Origin of the sequence: Streptomyces ficellus, from assembly GCF_030406405.1 — a bacterium.
Lineage (GTDB): Bacteria > Actinomycetota > Actinomycetes > Streptomycetales > Streptomycetaceae > Streptomyces > Streptomyces ficellus_B.
This window is the reverse complement of the sequence record NZ_JAUEPL010000066.1, coordinates 1-16,583: the sequence shown is the minus strand read 5'-3', so window position 1 is coordinate 16,583 and position 16,583 is coordinate 1. Positions and strand designations below refer to the sequence as shown.

Genomic DNA, 16,583 nt, shown 5'->3' with positions numbered 1-16,583 from the left:
CCCCGCCCGGCCCCCGCACCCCGCCCGCCCGGCCTCCGCACCCGGCCCGGCTTCCGTACCCGCTGCATCGCGCCCGCCCGGGCCCCAGCGCCCGGCCCCCGCGCCCACCCGGGGACGCGCTACCCCCGCCGACCGCGGGTCACCGCGCCGCCACGCCCGGAGGCCAGAATCACGTCGCCGCACCCAGGGCACGCGGCCACCGGCCTTCCCACGCGCTCGTCCCCGTACCCACCCCCGTACAAAAGGGACCCGCGGAGCTGGCGATTCACGCCGAGTCGTCCCATTCCACCCGGTCTTCCGAGCGTATTGCTCCGGAGCCAACAGCACGGCCCTGCAACGGCCGTAGCGCGTGCGAGCGGTCTTCACACCGTCCGACTTTCGATTTCGCCGCCGGGCCTGAAATAGTTCCCCACGATGTTCGCCATCCCTGGCTCCCTGCGACGGGGGGAACTCGGGGGACAAGTAGTGGGGCATGGAGTGCCGGAACTCGTACTGGAATTGAACGGAAGAACCTGGACTCTCGATCCGTCCAGGTCGTACACCCTCGGACGGGATCCGCAGGGCGACCTGGTGATCGACGATGCCAGGGTCTCGTGGCGGCACGCCACGATCAGCTGGGGCGGCCGCAGTTGGGTCATCGAGGACCACGGCTCCACCAACGGCACGTATGTGCAGGGGCAGCGGATCCACCAGATGGAGATCGGTCCCGGTTCCGCCGTGCACCTCGGCAACGCGACCGACGGACCCCGGGTGAGCCTCACCGGCGCCGCGACGGGAGCGGGCGCGTACAGCGCGCAGGCCGCCGCCCCCCAGGCCCAGCAGCCCCAGCCGCAGCCGCAGCCGCAGCCGCAGCCGCAGGCCCACGCCCAAGGCGCCCAGCAGGCATGGCAGCAGCAGGCCCCGGCCGCCGCGCCCCACCCGAACTGGCAACAGCCGCAGCCACCGCAGGCCCAAGTCCCGCACCAGCAGCCACCGCAGGGCCACGTCCCGCACCAGCAGCACGCCTCCGCCCAGCAGTACGCGCAGAAGGTCCCCGGCCAGGGGGATGGCGGCGGCGCGGGCGTCGCGCCGGGCCCCGGCCCGGCCTACGGCGACCGCAGCCCCACCACCTTCCACCAGCTGGCCCTCGGCCGCGTCATGCGCATCGGCCGTGCGCTCGAGAACGAACTGGTCGTCTCCGACCTCCAGGTCTCGCGCCACCACGCCGAGTTCCACGCCACGCCCGACGGCCGGTTCGAGATCCGTGACCTCGGCTCGCACAACGGCACGTACGTCAACGGCCAGCCGCTCGCCAAGTCCGGCTCCGCGCTGATCGGTCCCAACGACATCGTCGGCGTCGGTCACTCGACGTTCCGGCTCGTCGGCGACCGCCTTGAGGAGTTCGTCGACACCGGTGAGGTCTCCTTCTCCGCCCGCCATCTCACCGTCACGGTCGACGGCGGCAAGCAGATCCTGAAGGACGTCTCCTTCGGCGTCCCGGAGAAGTCGCTCATCGCGGTCATCGGCCCGTCCGGCTCCGGCAAGTCGACCCTGCTCAAGGCGCTCACCGGCTACCGCCCGGCCAACCAGGGCGATGTCCTCTACGACAACCGGAACCTGTACAAGCAGTTCGCCGAGTTGCGTCAGCGCATCGGCCTGGTCCCGCAGGACGACATCCTGCACAAGGAGCTGACGGTCCGCACCGCGCTCAAGTACGCCGCCAAGCTCCGCTTCCCCGCCGACACCACCGAGCAGGAGCGCGAGGCCCGGATCGATGAGGTCCTGGGCGAGCTGAAGCTCGACATCCACAAGACCAAGAAGATCACCGCGCTCTCGGGTGGCCAGCGCAAGCGTGTCTCCGTCGCGCTGGAGCTGCTGACGAAGCCGTCGCTGATCTTCCTGGACGAGCCGACCTCCGGCCTCGACCCGGGCATGGACCGCGACGTCATGCAGCTGCTGCGCGGCCTGGCCGACGACGGCCGTACGGTCCTCGTCGTCACCCACTCCGTCGCCGAGCTGGCGCTCTGCGACAAGCTGCTGGTCATGGCGCCGGGCGGTTCGGTGGCCTACTTCGGCCCGCCGGAGGAGGCGCTCAACTTCTTCGGATACGAAACCTGGGCCGACGTCTTCTCCGCGTTCGAGAACTACCGCGACTACGACTGGGCGGGCCGCTGGAGGGGCTCGCAGCACTACCAGCTGTACGCCGCGGACATCGACGCCGTCGCCGCCCAGTCCGTACAGATGCCGCCCGCCCAGGCGATGCGTCAGCCCAAGCCGCAGGGCTGGGGCGCCCAGCTGTGGACCCTGATCCGGCGCTACCTGTCCGTCATCGCCTCCGACAAGGGCTTCATGGCCCTCATGGTGATCCTCCCGGCCGTCCTCGGCGGGCTCTCCACGGCGATCAGCTCCGACTACGGGCTCAGGCCCAGCCCACGCGGGGTCAACACCAGCGCGGCGATGATCCTGCTGATCATGTCCATCGGCGCGTGCTTCGCGGGGGCCGCCAACTCCGTACGTGAACTGATCAAGGAACGGGTCATCTACGAACGGGAACGTGCCACCGGCTTGTCACGTTCGGCGTACCTGATGTCGAAGGTGATCGTCCTCGGTCTGATCACCATCGTGCAGGGGGCCATCATCGGTGGCATCGGCTTCGGTCTGCGCGACGTCCCGGACGAGGGCCTGATCTTCGGCTCCTCCCTGGTACGGCTGGAACTGACCCTGCCGATCATGGCTCTCGGCTTCACCTCGATGATGTTCGGCCTGATCATCTCCTCGCTGGTGAAGACCGCCGAGAAGACCATGCCCCTGCTGGTGATGTTCGCGATCATCCAGGTCGTCTTCACCGGCTGCCTGTTCACCCTGAACGGTCAGGTCGGCCTCAATGAGTTCTCCTACCTCATGCCGTCCCGATGGGCCGTTGCCGCCGCCGGCACCACCGCGCAGCTGAACGTCCTGTTCCCCAACCAGGACGATCCCACCGAGACGGACCCGCTGTGGGACCACGAGGTCGGCCAGTGGCTGGTCGACATGGGCGCACTCCTGGCGCTCGGCGCCATCTGCGGCGTGATCGTGGCGCGCCTGCTGCGCCGCCACGAGCCCGAGGTCATGCGCAAGTAGCGAGCGACAGCGCCCGCGAAGACCGCGAGGGCGGCACCCCGCACGGGGTGCCGCCCTTCGGCATGTGTGAACCGGCTCAGAGGCCTCAGTAGGCGCTGTTGACGTTGTCCATGGAGCCGTAGCGGTCGGCCGCGTAGTTGCAGGCGGCGACGATGTTGGCGACCGGGTCCCACTGGCTCTTCTTGGTGCCCGGGACGTGGTAGGCGTCGAAGGTCGGCTTGATGACCTGGAGCAGGCCGATCGACGGGACGCCGTTGATGGCGTTGATGTCCCAGTTGTTGATCGCGTTCGGGTTACCGCTGGACTCCCGCATGATGTTGCGGTGGATGCCCTCGTAGGAGCCCGGGATGTTGTGCTTCTTCATGATGTCGAGCGCCTCGCGGATCCAGCCGTCGAGGTTGTTCGCGTACACCGGCTTGCGGGCGGCGGCGCGGCTGGCGGCGGCCTTGGCGGCGGCGCGCTTCTTGGCGGCGGCCTCGGCCTTCGCCTTCGCGGCGGCCTGAGCCTTGGCCTTGGCGGCAGCCTCGGCCTTCGCCTTGGCGGCCGCGGCGTCGGCCTTGGCCTTCAGCTCGATGGTGGTCTGCTGCTCGGTGATGCCGAGGTGCAGCGGCTTGCTCTGCGTGTTGGCGAACGCGACCGGAGCGGCCGCGGCGGCGGCGGCGACAGCCTGCGGCTCGGTCTCAGCGGCGGCGTCGTTGCCGGGAACGACGGAGAAAGCGAGCGCGGCGGCGCTGAGCGTGGCGATGCCGGCGAGGGAAAGCTTGTGGTTCTTCTTGAGACGGCTGAAGCCGGGGCGGGTGCTGAACACGGACATGCAGTCGTACCTCTTCGAATCGGGAGCCGTCGCGGCCAGGGCGGCACTTCGCCTGCTCGGCGGGCGACGGTTGCCAATTCTTAGCGGCAGCAAAATCCCGTGGCAAAGGTGTGACGTACGATGCCGGGTAGTGGATCAGCGGGTGCCGGAGAGACCCTCCGGACCCTGATGACACCCGCTGGACCAGCACTGATATAGAGGCTTATGACGCCACTAGCCATCTTCGTAAGTGACCTACGTCCTATGCGCGGGCTCACATCGGGCACGTATCGGTCTCACGATCTGTTGCATAAGTAATGCGCTCAGTGAGGGGCCTCATCCGGGAGTATGAGGTGGGCGTCGCCGAACTCGTGCCAGAGGTAGAGCCGCCTCAGCGCCTCGGTGTACGCACGGCCCAGCGCCTCCCGCCCGGCGAGCGCCTCCAGCATCAGCAGATGCGACGCCTCGGGCTCGTGCAGCCCGGTCAGCAGACCGTCCACGGCGCGCACCCCGCGCCGCGGCGTGATCACCAGGTCGGTCCACCCCGAAGCCGCCCGTACGGCACCGTCGCCGCCCACCGCCGACTCCAGCGCCCGCACCGCCGTCGTCCCCACCGCCACGACCCGGCCGCGCCCCGCACCGGCGGGCGTGCCCCGCGTCCCGCCGAGCCCCCTCGCCGCGTTCACCAGCCACGCCGTGGACGCCGGCACCTCGAAGCGCTCCGGGTAGGGCGGCTCGTGCGCCTCCGCCGAGGCCACCCCCGTGTGCAGCGTCACCGGCGCGAACCGCACGCCCCGGCTCACCAGCTCCGCCACCAGCCCGGCCGTGAAGGGCCGCGCCGCGCTCGGCATCTCCGCGGAGCCCGCGCCGTCGGGGGCGGGCGTCGCGAAGACGGTCTGGTACGCCGACAGCGGCTGGTCGCGTTCCGTGTACCCGTACCGGATGGGACGCCCGTACCCGGCCAGCAGCCCCGGCACACCCACCGACACCGAAGCCCACCACAGCCGTGCCGCCCCCCGGCTCAACGGCTCGTCCAGCACCAGGTGCGCCCCGCCGGGCAACCGCACCACCCCGCCCGCCGGTCCGCCGGCCCGCGGCCGGGTACTGCCCCGCCCGTCCGGATCGCGCAGCTCCACCGCCCACCGCCCGTCGTCGCCCCGCGTCGAGAAGTGCACGACGACCGTGTCCCCGCCCAGCCGCCCGGTGACGGCGGCCGCCAGCGTGGCCGACGTATTCACCACCAGCACGTCCCCGGCCCGCAACAGCCCCGGCAGCTCCCGGAACGCGTGGTGCGACACCTCGGTACCCCGCGACACCATCAGCCGTACGTCGTCCCGCCCCGCGCCCCGCTGCTCGGCCGGCACCCGCGCCGACAGCTCCGCCGGCACCCGCAGCGCGTCGAGCACGCTCACGCCTCCACCCCCAGCAGGGAGGGTGCCGTGTACCGCCCACTCACCGGCCGCTCGTCCAGCAGCCGCAGGAAGCCCGGCACCACCGACTCGGGACTCGGCCGGTCCGCGTCGTCGAGGGGCACGGCCGCCGCGTACAGATCGGTGCGCATATCGCCCGGATCCACCGCCCACACCCGCAGCCCCGGCTCCTCGACGGCCAGCACCGCCGCCAGCTGATCCAGCGCCGCCTTGGACGCCCCGTAGCCGCCCCACGTCTCGTACGCCTCGACAGCCGCGTCCGAACTGACCGCGATCACCGCCCCCGCCGCACTCGCCCGCAACAGCGCGATCGCTTCCTGTACGAGGCCGAGCGCGGCCACGACGTTGGTCTCCAGCGCCGCCCGCAGCCCGTCCAGCGACTGCGCCTCCAGCGGCACCAACGGCTCGGCGCCCAGCGCGCTGGCATTGCTCACCAGCAGGTCGAGCCCGCCCATCTGCCGCGCCGCGGCCACCAGCGCCGCCCGGTGCGCGGCGTCCGTGACGTCCCCGGACAGCGCCACCACCCGCGTCCCGTGCGCCCGTGCGGCGCGGGCGCTCTCCTCCAGTACGGACGCGGTCCTCGCGTCCAGCACCAGATCCCAGCCCCGGCGGGCGAGCGCTGCGGCCAGTGCGCGTCCCAGCCCCTTCGAAGCACCCGTGATGATCGCGACAGCCATGAAACCCATCCCCTGAGAACCGTGGAAACCGACGAACCGGTGGACCGGTGGACCGGCGGACCGATTGCCGGTCCGGCGGACCGCTGGACCGATCCCGGTCCGGCGAGCCGGTGGACCGATACCGGTCCCGATGCCCTCAGCCTGGAACCCGGCCCCCACCGGCCGCCTCGTCCGCGAGCCCCGACCCATGGGGGACTTCGACCTAGGCCTTCCGCCCTAACCCGCCGCCGTCCCCGGTCCGATACGGACTGTCACACCCCACCGGTAACGTGAACACATGACCGATCGACCGCCCCGCTCCGGCCTCGCCGCCGTCAGCACCGCCCTGCTGGCGATGAGCAGGCACCTGGAGGTGCGCGACGTCCTCAAGACGATCGTGGCCTCCGCCCGCGAGCTGCTCGACGCCGAGTACGCGGCACTGGGCGTCCCCGACGACCACGGCGGCTTCGCCCAGTTCGTCGTGGACGGCGTCAGTGAGGAACAGTGGAAGGCGATCGGTCCGCTGCCGCGCCAGCACGGCATCCTCGCGGCCATGCTCCACGAGGCGAAGCCCCAGCGCCTCGCGGACGTCCGCAAGGACCCCCGCTTCGAGGGCTGGCCCTCCGCCCACCCCGACATGTCGGACTTCCTGGGCCTGCCCATCCGGGACGGCGACGAGACCATCGGCGCGCTGTTCCTCGCCAACAAGCGCTGTCCCAAGGCGGGAGCCGGGGCAGGCTGCGGCTTCACCGAGGACGACGAGGAACTGCTCGGCATCCTGGCCCAGCACGCGGCGATAGCCCTCACCAACGCCCGGCTGTACGAGCGCAGCCGCGAGCTCACCATCGCCGAGGAGCGCTCACGGCTCGCCCACGAGCTGCACGACGCCGTCAGCCAGAAACTGTTCTCCCTGCGGCTCACCGCCCAGGCGGCCGCCGCCCTCGTCGACCGGGACCCGGCCCGCGCCAAGGGGGAGCTCCAGCAGGTCGCCGCGCTCGCCGCCGAGGCCGCGGACGAACTGCGCGCCGCTGTGGTCGAGCTGCGCCCCGCCGCCCTGGACGAGGACGGCCTCGTCCACACCCTCCGTACGCAGATCCAGGTCCTGGACCGGGCCCATGCCGCCCGCGTCACCTTCGACAGCTCCGGCATACGGGCTCTGCCCGCCGCCCAGGAGGAGGCCATGCTCCGGGTCGCCCAGGAGGCCCTGCACAACGCGCTGCGCCACTCGGGGGCGGACCACGTCGCAGTCGCGCTGGTCCGGCGGGGCCAGGGCGCCCTGCTCAGCGTCACCGACAACGGCAGGGGATTCGAACCCCGCTCCGTCCGCCGCGCCGGCCGCCACCTCGGGCTCGTCTCCATGCGGGACCGGTCGAGCGGCGTCGGCGGAAGGCTCACGGTCCAGTCCGCGCCCGGCAAGGGCACCACGATCGAGATGGAGGTCCCCGGTGGCTGACACCGTGCCCCGGACGAAACCGGGCATCCGCGTCCTGCTGGTCGACGACCACCAGGTGGTCCGCCGCGGGCTGCGCACGTTCCTGGAGGTCCAGGACGACATCGAGGTCGTGGGGGAGGCGGGCGACGGCGCCGAGGGCGTGGCCCGTGCCGAGGAGCTGCGCCCCGACGTCGTCCTCATGGACGTCAAGATGCCCGGCATGGACGGCATCGAGGCCCTGCGCAAGCTCCGCGAGCTGACCAACCCGGCCAAGGTCCTCATCGTCACCAGCTTCACCGAGCAGCGCACGGTGATCCCCGCGCTGCGGGCGGGCGCGTCGGGTTACGTATACAAGGACGTCGACCCCGACGCGCTGGCCGGCGCCATCCGCTCCGTACACGCCGGCCATGTCCTGCTCCAGCCGGAGGTGGCCGGGGCGCTCCTCTCCCAGGACGAGGGCAATGGCGGCACGGGCCGGGGCAGCACCCTCACCGAACGGGAGCGGGAAGTCCTCGGCCTGATCGCCGATGGCCGCTCCAACCGCGAGATCGCCCGCGCGCTCGTCCTCTCCGAGAAGACCGTCAAGACGCACGTCTCCAACATCCTGATGAAGCTGGACCTCGCCGACCGGACGCAGGCGGCGCTGTGGGCCGTACGCCACGGCCTGACCGGCTGATTCAACGCCGCGCCTCAACGCCGGTGTCTCACCGCCCTGTCTCAACGCCCTGTCTCAGCGCTGAGTCAACCCCGAGCCCACCACCGATCTGAGATTCATACCGTCGTGTGTATGTCACCCGCTCGGCGTAACGACATCGCCCGGTGGCCGTTCTCCATGGCGTGCTGCGGTGATCGCCGCAGCGATAGCCAACGGAGGATCCTGAAGTGAAGAACCTGAAGAAGGCCGCTGCTGTGACCATGGTCGCCGGTGGGCTGGTCGCCGCCGCCGCCGGTGCCGCGTCCGCCACGGATGGCGCCCACGCGCACGGCAAGGCGGTCAACTCGCCGGGCGTCGGCTCCGGCAACCTGGTTCAGGCCCCGGTCCACGTCCCGGTGAACGTCAGCGGCAACAGCGTCAACGTCATCGGCGTGCTGAACCCGGCCTTCGGGAACACGGCCGTCAACCACTGACCGCCGCGACGCCAGGCCCCGGCCCCCAGCCCCCGGCTGGGGGCCGCCCCCTTGTCCACGCGCCGCCCCACCGGGCCGGACGGCCCCCACTCCGGGTTCCCCGCGGCGCCCATCAACTGCCCTTCAACCAACCCGGCATCAGCCGCCGATCGAGCGCAACCACCGTCCGCCCGGCGCCCATCAGCCGCCGATCAACCAAGCGCCCGTAAAGCCCGGCCCGGCGCCCGTAGACGCCCGGCCCGAGGCCCGTAGACGCCCGGCCCGACGCCCGTAAACGCCCGGCGCCCGTAGACGCCAGGCCCGGCGCCCCGTCAACCGCCCCTACCCCCGCCCGATCAAGCAACGCCCCGAGCGCGGCGAAAAGCCACCGTCACCCCCGCTCCCGTTCCTCCACCCACGCGTTGAAGGCCGCCACCTGCGCCCGGCGTGCCACCCGCTCCACCGGCCGCAGCGCCTCCACCCGCGCCGCCATCTCCGAGGCGCTCACTGCCCCGCCGTGCCCGTTGTCGTACGCCAGCGAGATCAGCAGGCCCACCCGCTGCGCCAGCTCCAGCACCCGGAACGCCCGCGCCGGATACCCCGGCGCCAGCACCTCACGCCCCGCCTCCGCCCGAGCCCGGTAGGCCTCCAGCGCCGCCTCCGCCACCGGCCCCGACGCCGCCACGTCCAGCCGCGTCAGCACCACGGTCGCCTCCCGCAGAGCCTCCGCGAGCTCCCGCTCCGCCTCGCCCAGCGACGGCACGTCCGCCGGCGGGGCTTCCCGCACCGGCAGGCAGTGCCAGACCACCTCCACGTGCACGTCCCCGGCCGGCCCCGCCTCGTACACCTCCGGTACGAGTCCGAAACCCGCCCCGTACCCGACGACCGCCTCCTCCGCCTCCAGCGCCCGCGCGTTGAACTCCGCCGGTCCGCTCAGCCCCAGCGGATGCCCCGGCGCCGGCAGCGCCACCCGCCACCCCGCGACCCCCAGCGCCCGCAGCCGCCCCAGCGCCAGCGTCAGCCCCACCGGCCCCGCTTCGTCCGGCAGCCCCTCGACCCGGTGCACGGCGTCGTCCCCGACGATCGCGAGCACGGCCTCATCCGGCGACACCAACCCGGCCAGCAAGGCGTTCCCCCATGCGGCCAACCGTCCTGAACGTGGTTCCGAAAGCATGCCCCCACCCTAAGGTCGTGTCCGCGAAGTCCCGGCTGCCTGGCGAGGCCTGGTCCGGCCGGCGCGGGGACTGGCCAGGTACCGTCCCGGCCACCACCCCACCTCCGCCCAGAACCGGATAGGACGGGCCCTAAGGACCGGCGCGTCGCACCAGTGGCGTAGGTTTTCCCTGGGAGCCGCGCCCGCAGAGGTGCGAGCGACGACGAGACTCGACCGCAAGGGGAGACACAACGCTCATGAGCGATGTACTGGAGCTGGTGGACGTATCCGTGGTCCGCGACGGACGCGCTCTGGTGGACGACGTCTCCTGGTCGGTCAAGGAGGGCGAGCGCTGGGTCATCCTCGGGCCCAACGGCGCCGGCAAGACCACCCTCCTCAACGTCGCGTCCAGCTACCTCTTCCCCACCAGCGGCACCGCCCGCGTCCTCGGCGACCAGCTCGGCACGGTCGACGTCTTCGAGCTGCGGCCCCGCATCGGCATGGCCGGCATCGCCATGGCCGACAAGCTGCCCAAGCGCCAGACCGTCCTGCAGACCGTCCTCACCGCCGCGTACGGCATGACCGCCACCTGGCACGAGAGCTACGACGCCGTCGACGAGGAGCGCGCCCGCGCCTTCCTCGACCGCCTCGGCATGACGGACTTCCTGGACCGCAAGTTCGGCACCCTCTCCGAGGGCGAGCGCAAGCGCACCCTGATCGCCCGCGCGATGATGACCGACCCCGAGCTGCTGCTCCTCGACGAGCCGGCCGCCGGCCTTGACCTCGGCGGCCGTGAGGACCTGGTCCGCCGCCTCGGCCGCCTGGCCCGCGACGCCTACGCCCCGTCCATGATCATGGTCACGCACCACGTCGAGGAGATCCCGCCGGGCTTCACCCACGTCCTGATGATCCGTCAGGGCAAGGTGCTGGCCGCAGGCCCCATGGAGATGGAGCTGACCTCCCGCAACCTCTCCCACTGCTTCGGCCTCCCGCTCGTCGTCGAGCACGTCGGCGACCGCTACACCGCGCAGGGCCTGCCCCTCTCCTGACCGCGCCCTGACCGCGCCCTGTCCGCGACGGGACCCCGGGTCCTACCATGACCATGTGGACATCGACGCATGGGTCTGGTGGCTGATCGGCGCGGTGGGACTCGGCATCCCGCTCGTACTGACCGCGATGCCGGAATTCGGAATGCTGTCCGTCGGGGCGATCGCCGGGGCCGTGGCCGCCGGCCTCGGCTTCGGCGTCGTGACCCAAGTGGTGGTTTTCGCGGCGGTCTCCGTCGCGCTCATCGCGGTGGTGCGGCCGATCGCGGCGCGCCACCGCGACGGGCGGCCACAACTGGCCACGAACATCGACGCGCTGAGGGGCCGTCAAGCCGTCGTCCTCGAACGGGTCGACGGCACCGGCGGCCGCATCAAGCTGGCCGGCGAAGTCTGGTCCGCCCGCGCCCTGGACGCGGACCAGTCCTTCGAACCCGGCCAGCAGGTCGACGTGGTCGAGATCGACGGCGCCACCGCCGTGGTCATGTGACCTGACGGTGCGTCATATAACGTACGAGCCGGTGACGGACGGAACCCGGCCAACCCCGCCGAACGGCACACACGACAGCCCGCCGTCTGCGAAACTCGATCATCGAACCAACCGGCAACGAACCGGCCGACAACCGGCAGCGAAGGGCACGGGGAACACACGATGCCATCAGTCATCATCGTCCTGGTCATCCTGGTGGTGCTCGTCTTCATCGCCCTGATCAAGACGATCCAGGTCATCCCGCAGGCCAGCGCCGCCATCGTCGAGCGCTTCGGCCGCTACACCCGCACCCTCAACGCGGGCCTGAACATCGTCGTCCCGTTCATCGACTCGATCCGCAACCGGATCGACCTGCGTGAACAGGTCGTCCCCTTCCCGCCCCAGCCGGTGATCACCCAGGACAACCTGGTCGTGAACATCGACACCGTCATCTACTACCAGGTGACCGACGCCCGCGCCGCGACCTACGAGGTCGCCAGCTACATCCAGGCGATCGAGCAGCTCACCGTCACCACCCTCCGCAACATCATCGGCGGCATGGACCTGGAGCGGACCCTCACCTCCCGCGAGGAGATCAACGCTGCCCTGCGCGGCGTCCTCGACGAGGCCACCGGCAAGTGGGGCATCCGCGTCAACCGTGTCGAGCTCAAGGCGATCGAGCCGCCGACCTCCATCCAGGACTCGATGGAGAAGCAGATGCGCGCCGACCGCGACAAGCGCGCCGCGATCCTCACCGCCGAAGGTATCCGCCAGTCGCAGATCCTGACCGCCGAGGGCGAGAAGCAGTCCGCGATCCTCCGCGCCGAAGGTGAGGCCAAAGCCGCCGCGCTGCGCGCCGAGGGCGAGGCCCAGGCCATCCGTACGGTCTTCGAGTCCATCCACGCCGGCGACCCCGACCAGAAGCTGCTCTCCTACCAGTACCTCCAGATGCTTCCGAAGATCGCCGAGGGCGACGCCAACAAGCTCTGGATCGTCCCCAGCGAGATCGGCGACGCCCTCAAGGGCCTGTCCGGCGCCTTCGGCAACCTCGGCGGCGGCGTCCCCGGCTTCAACACCGGCGGCGCCGGCAAGGACCGCCCCGCCCAACGCCGCGAAGAACCCCCGGTCGACTGAGCCACCCGCACTTCGTGCATGATCAGTGCATCAAGCACCGATGCCGCAAGCGCCACAAGTGCCGCAAGCTCGCCAGCACGGGCTGGCACTGACTGGCACGGGCTGGCACGGACTGGCACGGACTGGCACTGATTCTGTACGAGGGGCACAGCGTGACGATCTGGGAGATGCTGGCCGTCTTCGCCGCGGGCATCGGCGCCGGCACGATCAACACCATCGTGGGATCGGGAACACTGATCACGTTCCCGGTCCTGCTCGCCACCGGCCTCCCGCCGGTCACCGCCACCGTCTCCAACGCGCTCGGCCTCATCCCCGGCTCCATCAGCGGCGCCATCGGCTACCGCGCCGAGCTCACCGGCCAGCGCCGCCGGATCGTCCGCCTCTGCGTCGCCGCCGCCATCGGCGGACTGGGCGGCGCCATACTGCTGCTGCTCCTGCCGCCCACCGCGTTCGAGACCATCGTCCCGGTCCTCGTCGGCCTCGCCCTCGTCCTGGTCATCCTGCAGCCCCGCATCTCCAAAGCCGTCCAGCGCCGCCGCGAACGCGAGGGCACCGAGGACGGCGACCCCGCCGGCGGCCCGCTCCTCTTCGCCGGCCTCCTCCTCGCCAGCGTCTACGGTGGCTACTTCACCGCCGCCCAAGGGATCATCTACCTCTCCCTCATGGGCATGCTGCTCCACGACACCCTGCAGCGCCTCAACGCGGCGAAGAACATCCTGGCGGCCGTCGTCAACACCGTCGCCGCTCTCTTCTTCCTCTTCGCCGCCCACTTCGACTGGACGGCGGTGCTCCTGATCGCCATCGGCTCCACGATCGGCGGCCAGATCGGAGCCAAGGTCGGCCGCCGCCTCCCGCCCGCGGTACTGCGAGGAGTGATCATCGTCGTCGGCACCCTCGCCATCGTCCAACTCGTCACCCGGCACTGACCCTTGACGAGGGGCCGACGCGACCGAAGCCCGCCTCTGCCTGAGACGGGCCACCCGCACCAAAGACCACGGTGACGGTTACGCCGCCGTCGACTGCCCGAGCCACTCCGGCAGCTCCGACCGCTCACCGGTCCGCATCGCCAGCAGCATCGCCTCCGCCGGCGACGGCACGAACGGCTGGTGCAGCAGCGGCATCCCCGCCTGCTCCGGCGTACGGTCCGCTTTGCGGTGATTGTCCTCGGCGCAGGACGCCACCGTATTCAGCCAGTTGTCCCCACCACCCTGCGCCCGCGGCACCACGTGGTCCACGGTCGTCGCGCGCCTTCCGCAGTACGCGCACCTGTGCTGGTCCCGTATCAGCACCCCCCGCCTCGACCATGGGGCCTGTCTTCGGAACGGCACCCTGACGTACCTGCACAGCCTGATCACCCGCGGTACGGGAAGATCCACGGCGGCCGCCCGCATCCGCAGCCGGGGGTGCTCCTGCTCGACAACGGCCTTGTCCTGCAACACCAGCACCACCGCGCGGTTGAGAGTCACCGTCGACAGCGGCTCGAAGCTCGCGTTGAGTACCAGCGTGTCCCGCATCCTGCCCACCTCCCGTGTGCCGGCCCAGCCCCGTCGGCGGGCCTGGGGCGTGGCTCAACTCTGGCCGGGCGAGCCGGGTTGGACAACGCAATATCGTGCTCACCGGGGCCAGCCCCCGGGACCCCCAGCAACAAAAGATGCCCGCTCCTGATCTCTCCAAGACCAGGAGCGGGCAAACAACAAGCGAATGATCAGCTCTCCGCGGGAGCCGCGTACTCACCGATCAGCTGCGCACGCGCCAGCGTGTGGAAGCGGAGGTTGAACCCCACCACGGCGGGCGAAGCGTCCGAGTCCGGCCCCAGCTTCTCCTGGTCCACCGCGTACACGGTGAACACATACCGGTGCGCCGGATCCCCGGGCGGCGGCGCCGCACCACCGAAATCCTTCGACCCGTAGTCGTTACGGGCGTGGACCGCCCCCTCGGGCAGCCCTTCGAACTTCCCGCTCCCCGCACCCGCCGGCAGCTCCGTGACCGTCGCCGGGATGTCGAACAGGACCCAGTGCCAGAACCCGCTGCCGGTCGGCGCGTCCGGGTCGAAACACGTCACGGCGAAACTCTTCGTCTCCGCCGGGAAGCCCTCCCACCGCAAATGCGGCGAGGTGTTCCCCGCCGCGTAGACCTGCGCGTCCGGCAGCACAGCTCCCTGCTCCAGGTCGTCGCTCACCACCGTGAACGACGGCACCTGCGGAAGGAACTCATGAGGGAGCGGCGCCCTCTTCCCCTCGGCCACGTCCGTACCTCCGATTCGTCCGTCCAACCTGATGCCCCCCGCGTTCCCCGAAATCACAGCCAGTTGCGACGACCACCGACATCGGCGAGCCACTGGTTGAGGTACGCCGCCCAGTCGGTGTTCTGGAAGTCGTTCAGCCCCACCGTGAAGGCCCGGTAGGAGTCGCTGCTCTCACTGAACAGCCCCGGCTTCTTGTCCATCTCCAGGACGACGTCCATCTCGCGCTCGTCCGCGACGAACGTCAGCTCCACCTGGTTCAGCCCCCGGTACTGCTGCGGCGGCAGGAACTCGATCTCCTGGTAGAAGGGCAGCTTCTGCCGCGTCCCCCGGATGTGCCCGCGCTCCATGTCCGCGCTCTTGAAGCGGAAGCCGAGCTGGATGAAGGCGTCCAGGATCGCCTGCTGAGCCGGCAGCGGGTGCACATTGATCGGGTCCAGGTCGCCCGAGTCCACCGCCCGCGCGATCTCCAGCTCCGTCCTCACCCCGATGTCCATGCCGGGCAGCCGCTGCCCGGCGATGGTGGTGACCGGCGTCTCCCACGGGATCTCCAGGCCGAACGGCACCACGTGCACCGCCCCGGCCTTCACCTCGAAGGCCCCACCGAGCCGCACCTTGGTGAACTCGATGTCCTGCTTGACCTCCTGGTCGCCACCCTCGACCTCGACGCGCGCCTGCAGCCCGACCGACAGTCCCTCGATCTGCTGATCCACCGAGCCGCCCTGGATCCGCACCTCACCCTGGACGACCCCACCGGGCACCACATTCGCCTCGGTGAGCACCGTCTCCACGGACGCCCCACCCGCACCCAGACTCGCGAGCAGCTTCTTGAACCCCATGTCCACTCCTTCTCGGGTCCTGACCCCTACATAGGCGCATACACGCCTACGCGCGACGACCGTAGCCGGTTCCCCAGTACGCTCGTACGACATGATCGAGAGCCCCGACCGTACGCCGCTGCCGCGCGCCTTTTTCGACCGCCCCGTACTCGAGGTCGCCCCGGACCTGCTCGGCCGCATCCTCGTACGCATGACGGACGATGGCCCCATCGAGCTCCGCCTCACCGAAGTGGAGGCCTACGCGGGCGAGGCCGACCCAGGCTCCCACGCCTACCGGGGCCGCACCGCCCGCAACGCCGTGATGTTCGGACCGCCCGGTCACGCATACGTCTACTTCACCTACGGGATGTGGCACTGCCTGAACCTGGTGTGCGGCCCCGAGGGCTTCGCCAGTGGTGTGCTGCTGCGCGCCGGCGAGGTCCGAGTCGGCCAGGAGCTCGCCCGCAAACGTCGGCTCTCGGCCCGATACGACAAGGAACTGGCCAAGGGCCCCGCCCGCCTGGCCACCGCCCTGGACGTCGACCGCACCCTTGACGGCACCGATGCCTGCGCCGGCCCCGGCTCCCCTCTCTCCGTACTGACCGGTTCTCCCGTCTCCGCCGACCACGTACGCAGTGGCCCCCGCACCGGAGTGGGAGGCGACGGCGCCACCCACCCCTGGCGCTTCTGGATCGACGGCGACCCCACCGTGAGCCCCTACCGGGCCCACGCTCCGCGCAAGAGGGGGGCTTGACTTGGGCCACCGAAGCGCCTAATGTCTACCGAGCTGCGAGAGCCAGGCCTGCTGTTCAAGCACCCCTGGCGCAGACATCCACTACCAACGATCGATCTCCCCGATGGGGTTCGAGTTCCGGCATGCCGGAATTTATCCCCAGAGGCTCGATTATGAGCCGTCGAGGAAATGGTCTAAAGTAGCGGAAGCCGAAAGGCAAAGGCCCTCCAACGGCCACCGGAAACAAAATCCGACCGGAAACGGAACGGAAAACGGATCTGGTAGGGTTGGAAACGCGAAATACCGAAGGGAAGCGCCCGGAGGAAAGCCGCAGAGTGTGTCTCTGTGGTGAGTACAAAGGAAGCGTCCGTTCCTTGAGAACTCAACAGCGTGCCAAAAATCAACGCCAGATATGTTGATACCCCGTCCATCTTCGGATGGTCGAGGTTCCTTTGAAGAAAACACAGCGAGGAT

At 70.5% G+C, this 16,583-nt stretch carries 17 protein-coding genes; 9 read left to right on the top strand and 8 right to left on the bottom strand.

What is annotated here, in order from left to right:
* Positions 1-477: 477 nt before the first annotated feature.
* The gene (locus QWM81_RS28645) at positions 478-3,099 is read left to right on the top strand and encodes an ABC transporter ATP-binding protein/permease (protein WP_290115397.1); all 2,622 of its coding nucleotides are present in this window, start codon (positions 478-480) and stop codon (positions 3,097-3,099) included.
* 85 nt (positions 3,100-3,184) lie between these two features.
* Here QWM81_RS28645 and QWM81_RS28640 read toward each other — a convergent pair whose 3' ends face one another.
* The 3 genes from QWM81_RS28640 to QWM81_RS28630 form a co-directional block, all read right to left on the bottom strand.
* Complete coding sequence (locus QWM81_RS28640) at positions 3,185-3,913, bottom strand: transglycosylase SLT domain-containing protein (protein WP_290115395.1); 729 nt, start codon at positions 3,911-3,913, stop codon at positions 3,185-3,187.
* A 302-nt stretch (positions 3,914-4,215) separates the two neighbouring features.
* Entirely contained in the window at positions 4,216-5,304 is a 1,089-nt protein-coding gene (locus QWM81_RS28635; protein ID WP_290115392.1) for an S-adenosylmethionine:tRNA ribosyltransferase-isomerase, read from the bottom strand.
* Complete coding sequence (locus QWM81_RS28630; protein ID WP_290115389.1) at positions 5,301-5,999, bottom strand: SDR family NAD(P)-dependent oxidoreductase; 699 nt, start codon at positions 5,997-5,999, stop codon at positions 5,301-5,303. The genes QWM81_RS28635 and QWM81_RS28630 overlap by 4 nt, the downstream gene beginning before the upstream one ends.
* 277 nt (positions 6,000-6,276) lie before the next feature.
* Between QWM81_RS28630 and QWM81_RS28625 the strand changes: the two genes are divergently transcribed.
* From QWM81_RS28625 to chpE, 3 genes are all read left to right on the top strand, one after another.
* Entirely contained in the window at positions 6,277-7,431 is a 1,155-nt protein-coding gene (locus QWM81_RS28625; protein ID WP_290115388.1) for a GAF domain-containing sensor histidine kinase, read from the top strand.
* Complete coding sequence (locus QWM81_RS28620) at positions 7,424-8,086, top strand: response regulator (protein WP_290115387.1); 663 nt, start codon at positions 7,424-7,426, stop codon at positions 8,084-8,086. The genes QWM81_RS28625 and QWM81_RS28620 overlap by 8 nt, the downstream gene beginning before the upstream one ends.
* A 206-nt stretch (positions 8,087-8,292) precedes the next feature.
* Positions 8,293-8,538, top strand: a complete 246-nt coding sequence (chpE, locus tag QWM81_RS28615) for a chaplin ChpE (protein WP_290115386.1) — start codon at positions 8,293-8,295, stop codon at positions 8,536-8,538.
* Between the two features lie 370 nt (positions 8,539-8,908).
* Here chpE and QWM81_RS28610 read toward each other — a convergent pair whose 3' ends face one another.
* Positions 8,909-9,691, bottom strand: coding sequence for an Rv1486c family protein (locus QWM81_RS28610; protein WP_290115385.1), 783 nt, complete (start codon positions 9,689-9,691; stop codon positions 8,909-8,911).
* A gap of 236 nt (positions 9,692-9,927) precedes the next feature.
* Here QWM81_RS28610 and QWM81_RS28605 point away from each other — a divergent pair, with 236 nt between their 5' ends.
* From QWM81_RS28605 to QWM81_RS28590, 4 genes are all read left to right on the top strand, one after another.
* Positions 9,928-10,719 carry an ABC transporter ATP-binding protein gene (locus tag QWM81_RS28605; protein ID WP_290115384.1) on the top strand — a complete coding sequence of 264 codons (792 nt, stop codon included), beginning with the start codon at positions 9,928-9,930 and terminating at the stop codon, positions 10,717-10,719.
* Positions 10,720-10,774: 55 nt separating this feature from the next.
* Positions 10,775-11,203, top strand: a complete 429-nt coding sequence (locus QWM81_RS28600; protein WP_290115383.1) for an NfeD family protein — start codon at positions 10,775-10,777, stop codon at positions 11,201-11,203.
* Between the two features lie 162 nt (positions 11,204-11,365).
* Positions 11,366-12,316, top strand: coding sequence for an SPFH domain-containing protein (locus QWM81_RS28595; RefSeq protein ID WP_290115382.1), 951 nt, complete (start codon positions 11,366-11,368; stop codon positions 12,314-12,316).
* 152 nt (positions 12,317-12,468) lie between these two features.
* Positions 12,469-13,242, top strand: coding sequence for a sulfite exporter TauE/SafE family protein (locus QWM81_RS28590; protein ID WP_290115380.1), 774 nt, complete (start codon positions 12,469-12,471; stop codon positions 13,240-13,242).
* A 78-nt stretch (positions 13,243-13,320) separates the two neighbouring features.
* Here QWM81_RS28590 and QWM81_RS28585 read toward each other — a convergent pair whose 3' ends face one another.
* The 3 genes from QWM81_RS28585 to QWM81_RS28575 form a co-directional block, all read right to left on the bottom strand.
* Positions 13,321-13,830: an HNH endonuclease gene (locus QWM81_RS28585; protein WP_290115378.1), complete on the bottom strand. Its 510-nt coding sequence runs from the start codon at positions 13,828-13,830 to the stop codon at positions 13,321-13,323.
* Between the two features lie 191 nt (positions 13,831-14,021).
* The gene (locus tag QWM81_RS28580) at positions 14,022-14,561 is read right to left on the bottom strand and encodes a YbhB/YbcL family Raf kinase inhibitor-like protein (RefSeq protein ID WP_290115376.1); all 540 of its coding nucleotides are present in this window, start codon (positions 14,559-14,561) and stop codon (positions 14,022-14,024) included.
* Positions 14,562-14,614: 53 nt separating this feature from the next.
* Positions 14,615-15,397, bottom strand: a complete 783-nt coding sequence (locus QWM81_RS28575) for a sporulation protein (protein WP_290115375.1) — start codon at positions 15,395-15,397, stop codon at positions 14,615-14,617.
* Positions 15,398-15,488: 91 nt separating this feature from the next.
* Here QWM81_RS28575 and QWM81_RS28570 point away from each other — a divergent pair, with 91 nt between their 5' ends.
* The gene (locus QWM81_RS28570) at positions 15,489-16,130 is read left to right on the top strand and encodes a DNA-3-methyladenine glycosylase (protein ID WP_290115374.1); all 642 of its coding nucleotides are present in this window, start codon (positions 15,489-15,491) and stop codon (positions 16,128-16,130) included.
* Positions 16,131-16,303: 173 nt separating this feature from the next.
* Here QWM81_RS28570 and QWM81_RS28565 read toward each other — a convergent pair.
* Positions 16,304-16,583: hypothetical protein (locus QWM81_RS28565; protein ID WP_290115373.1), on the bottom strand; the 280-nt coding region annotated here is incomplete at its 5' end.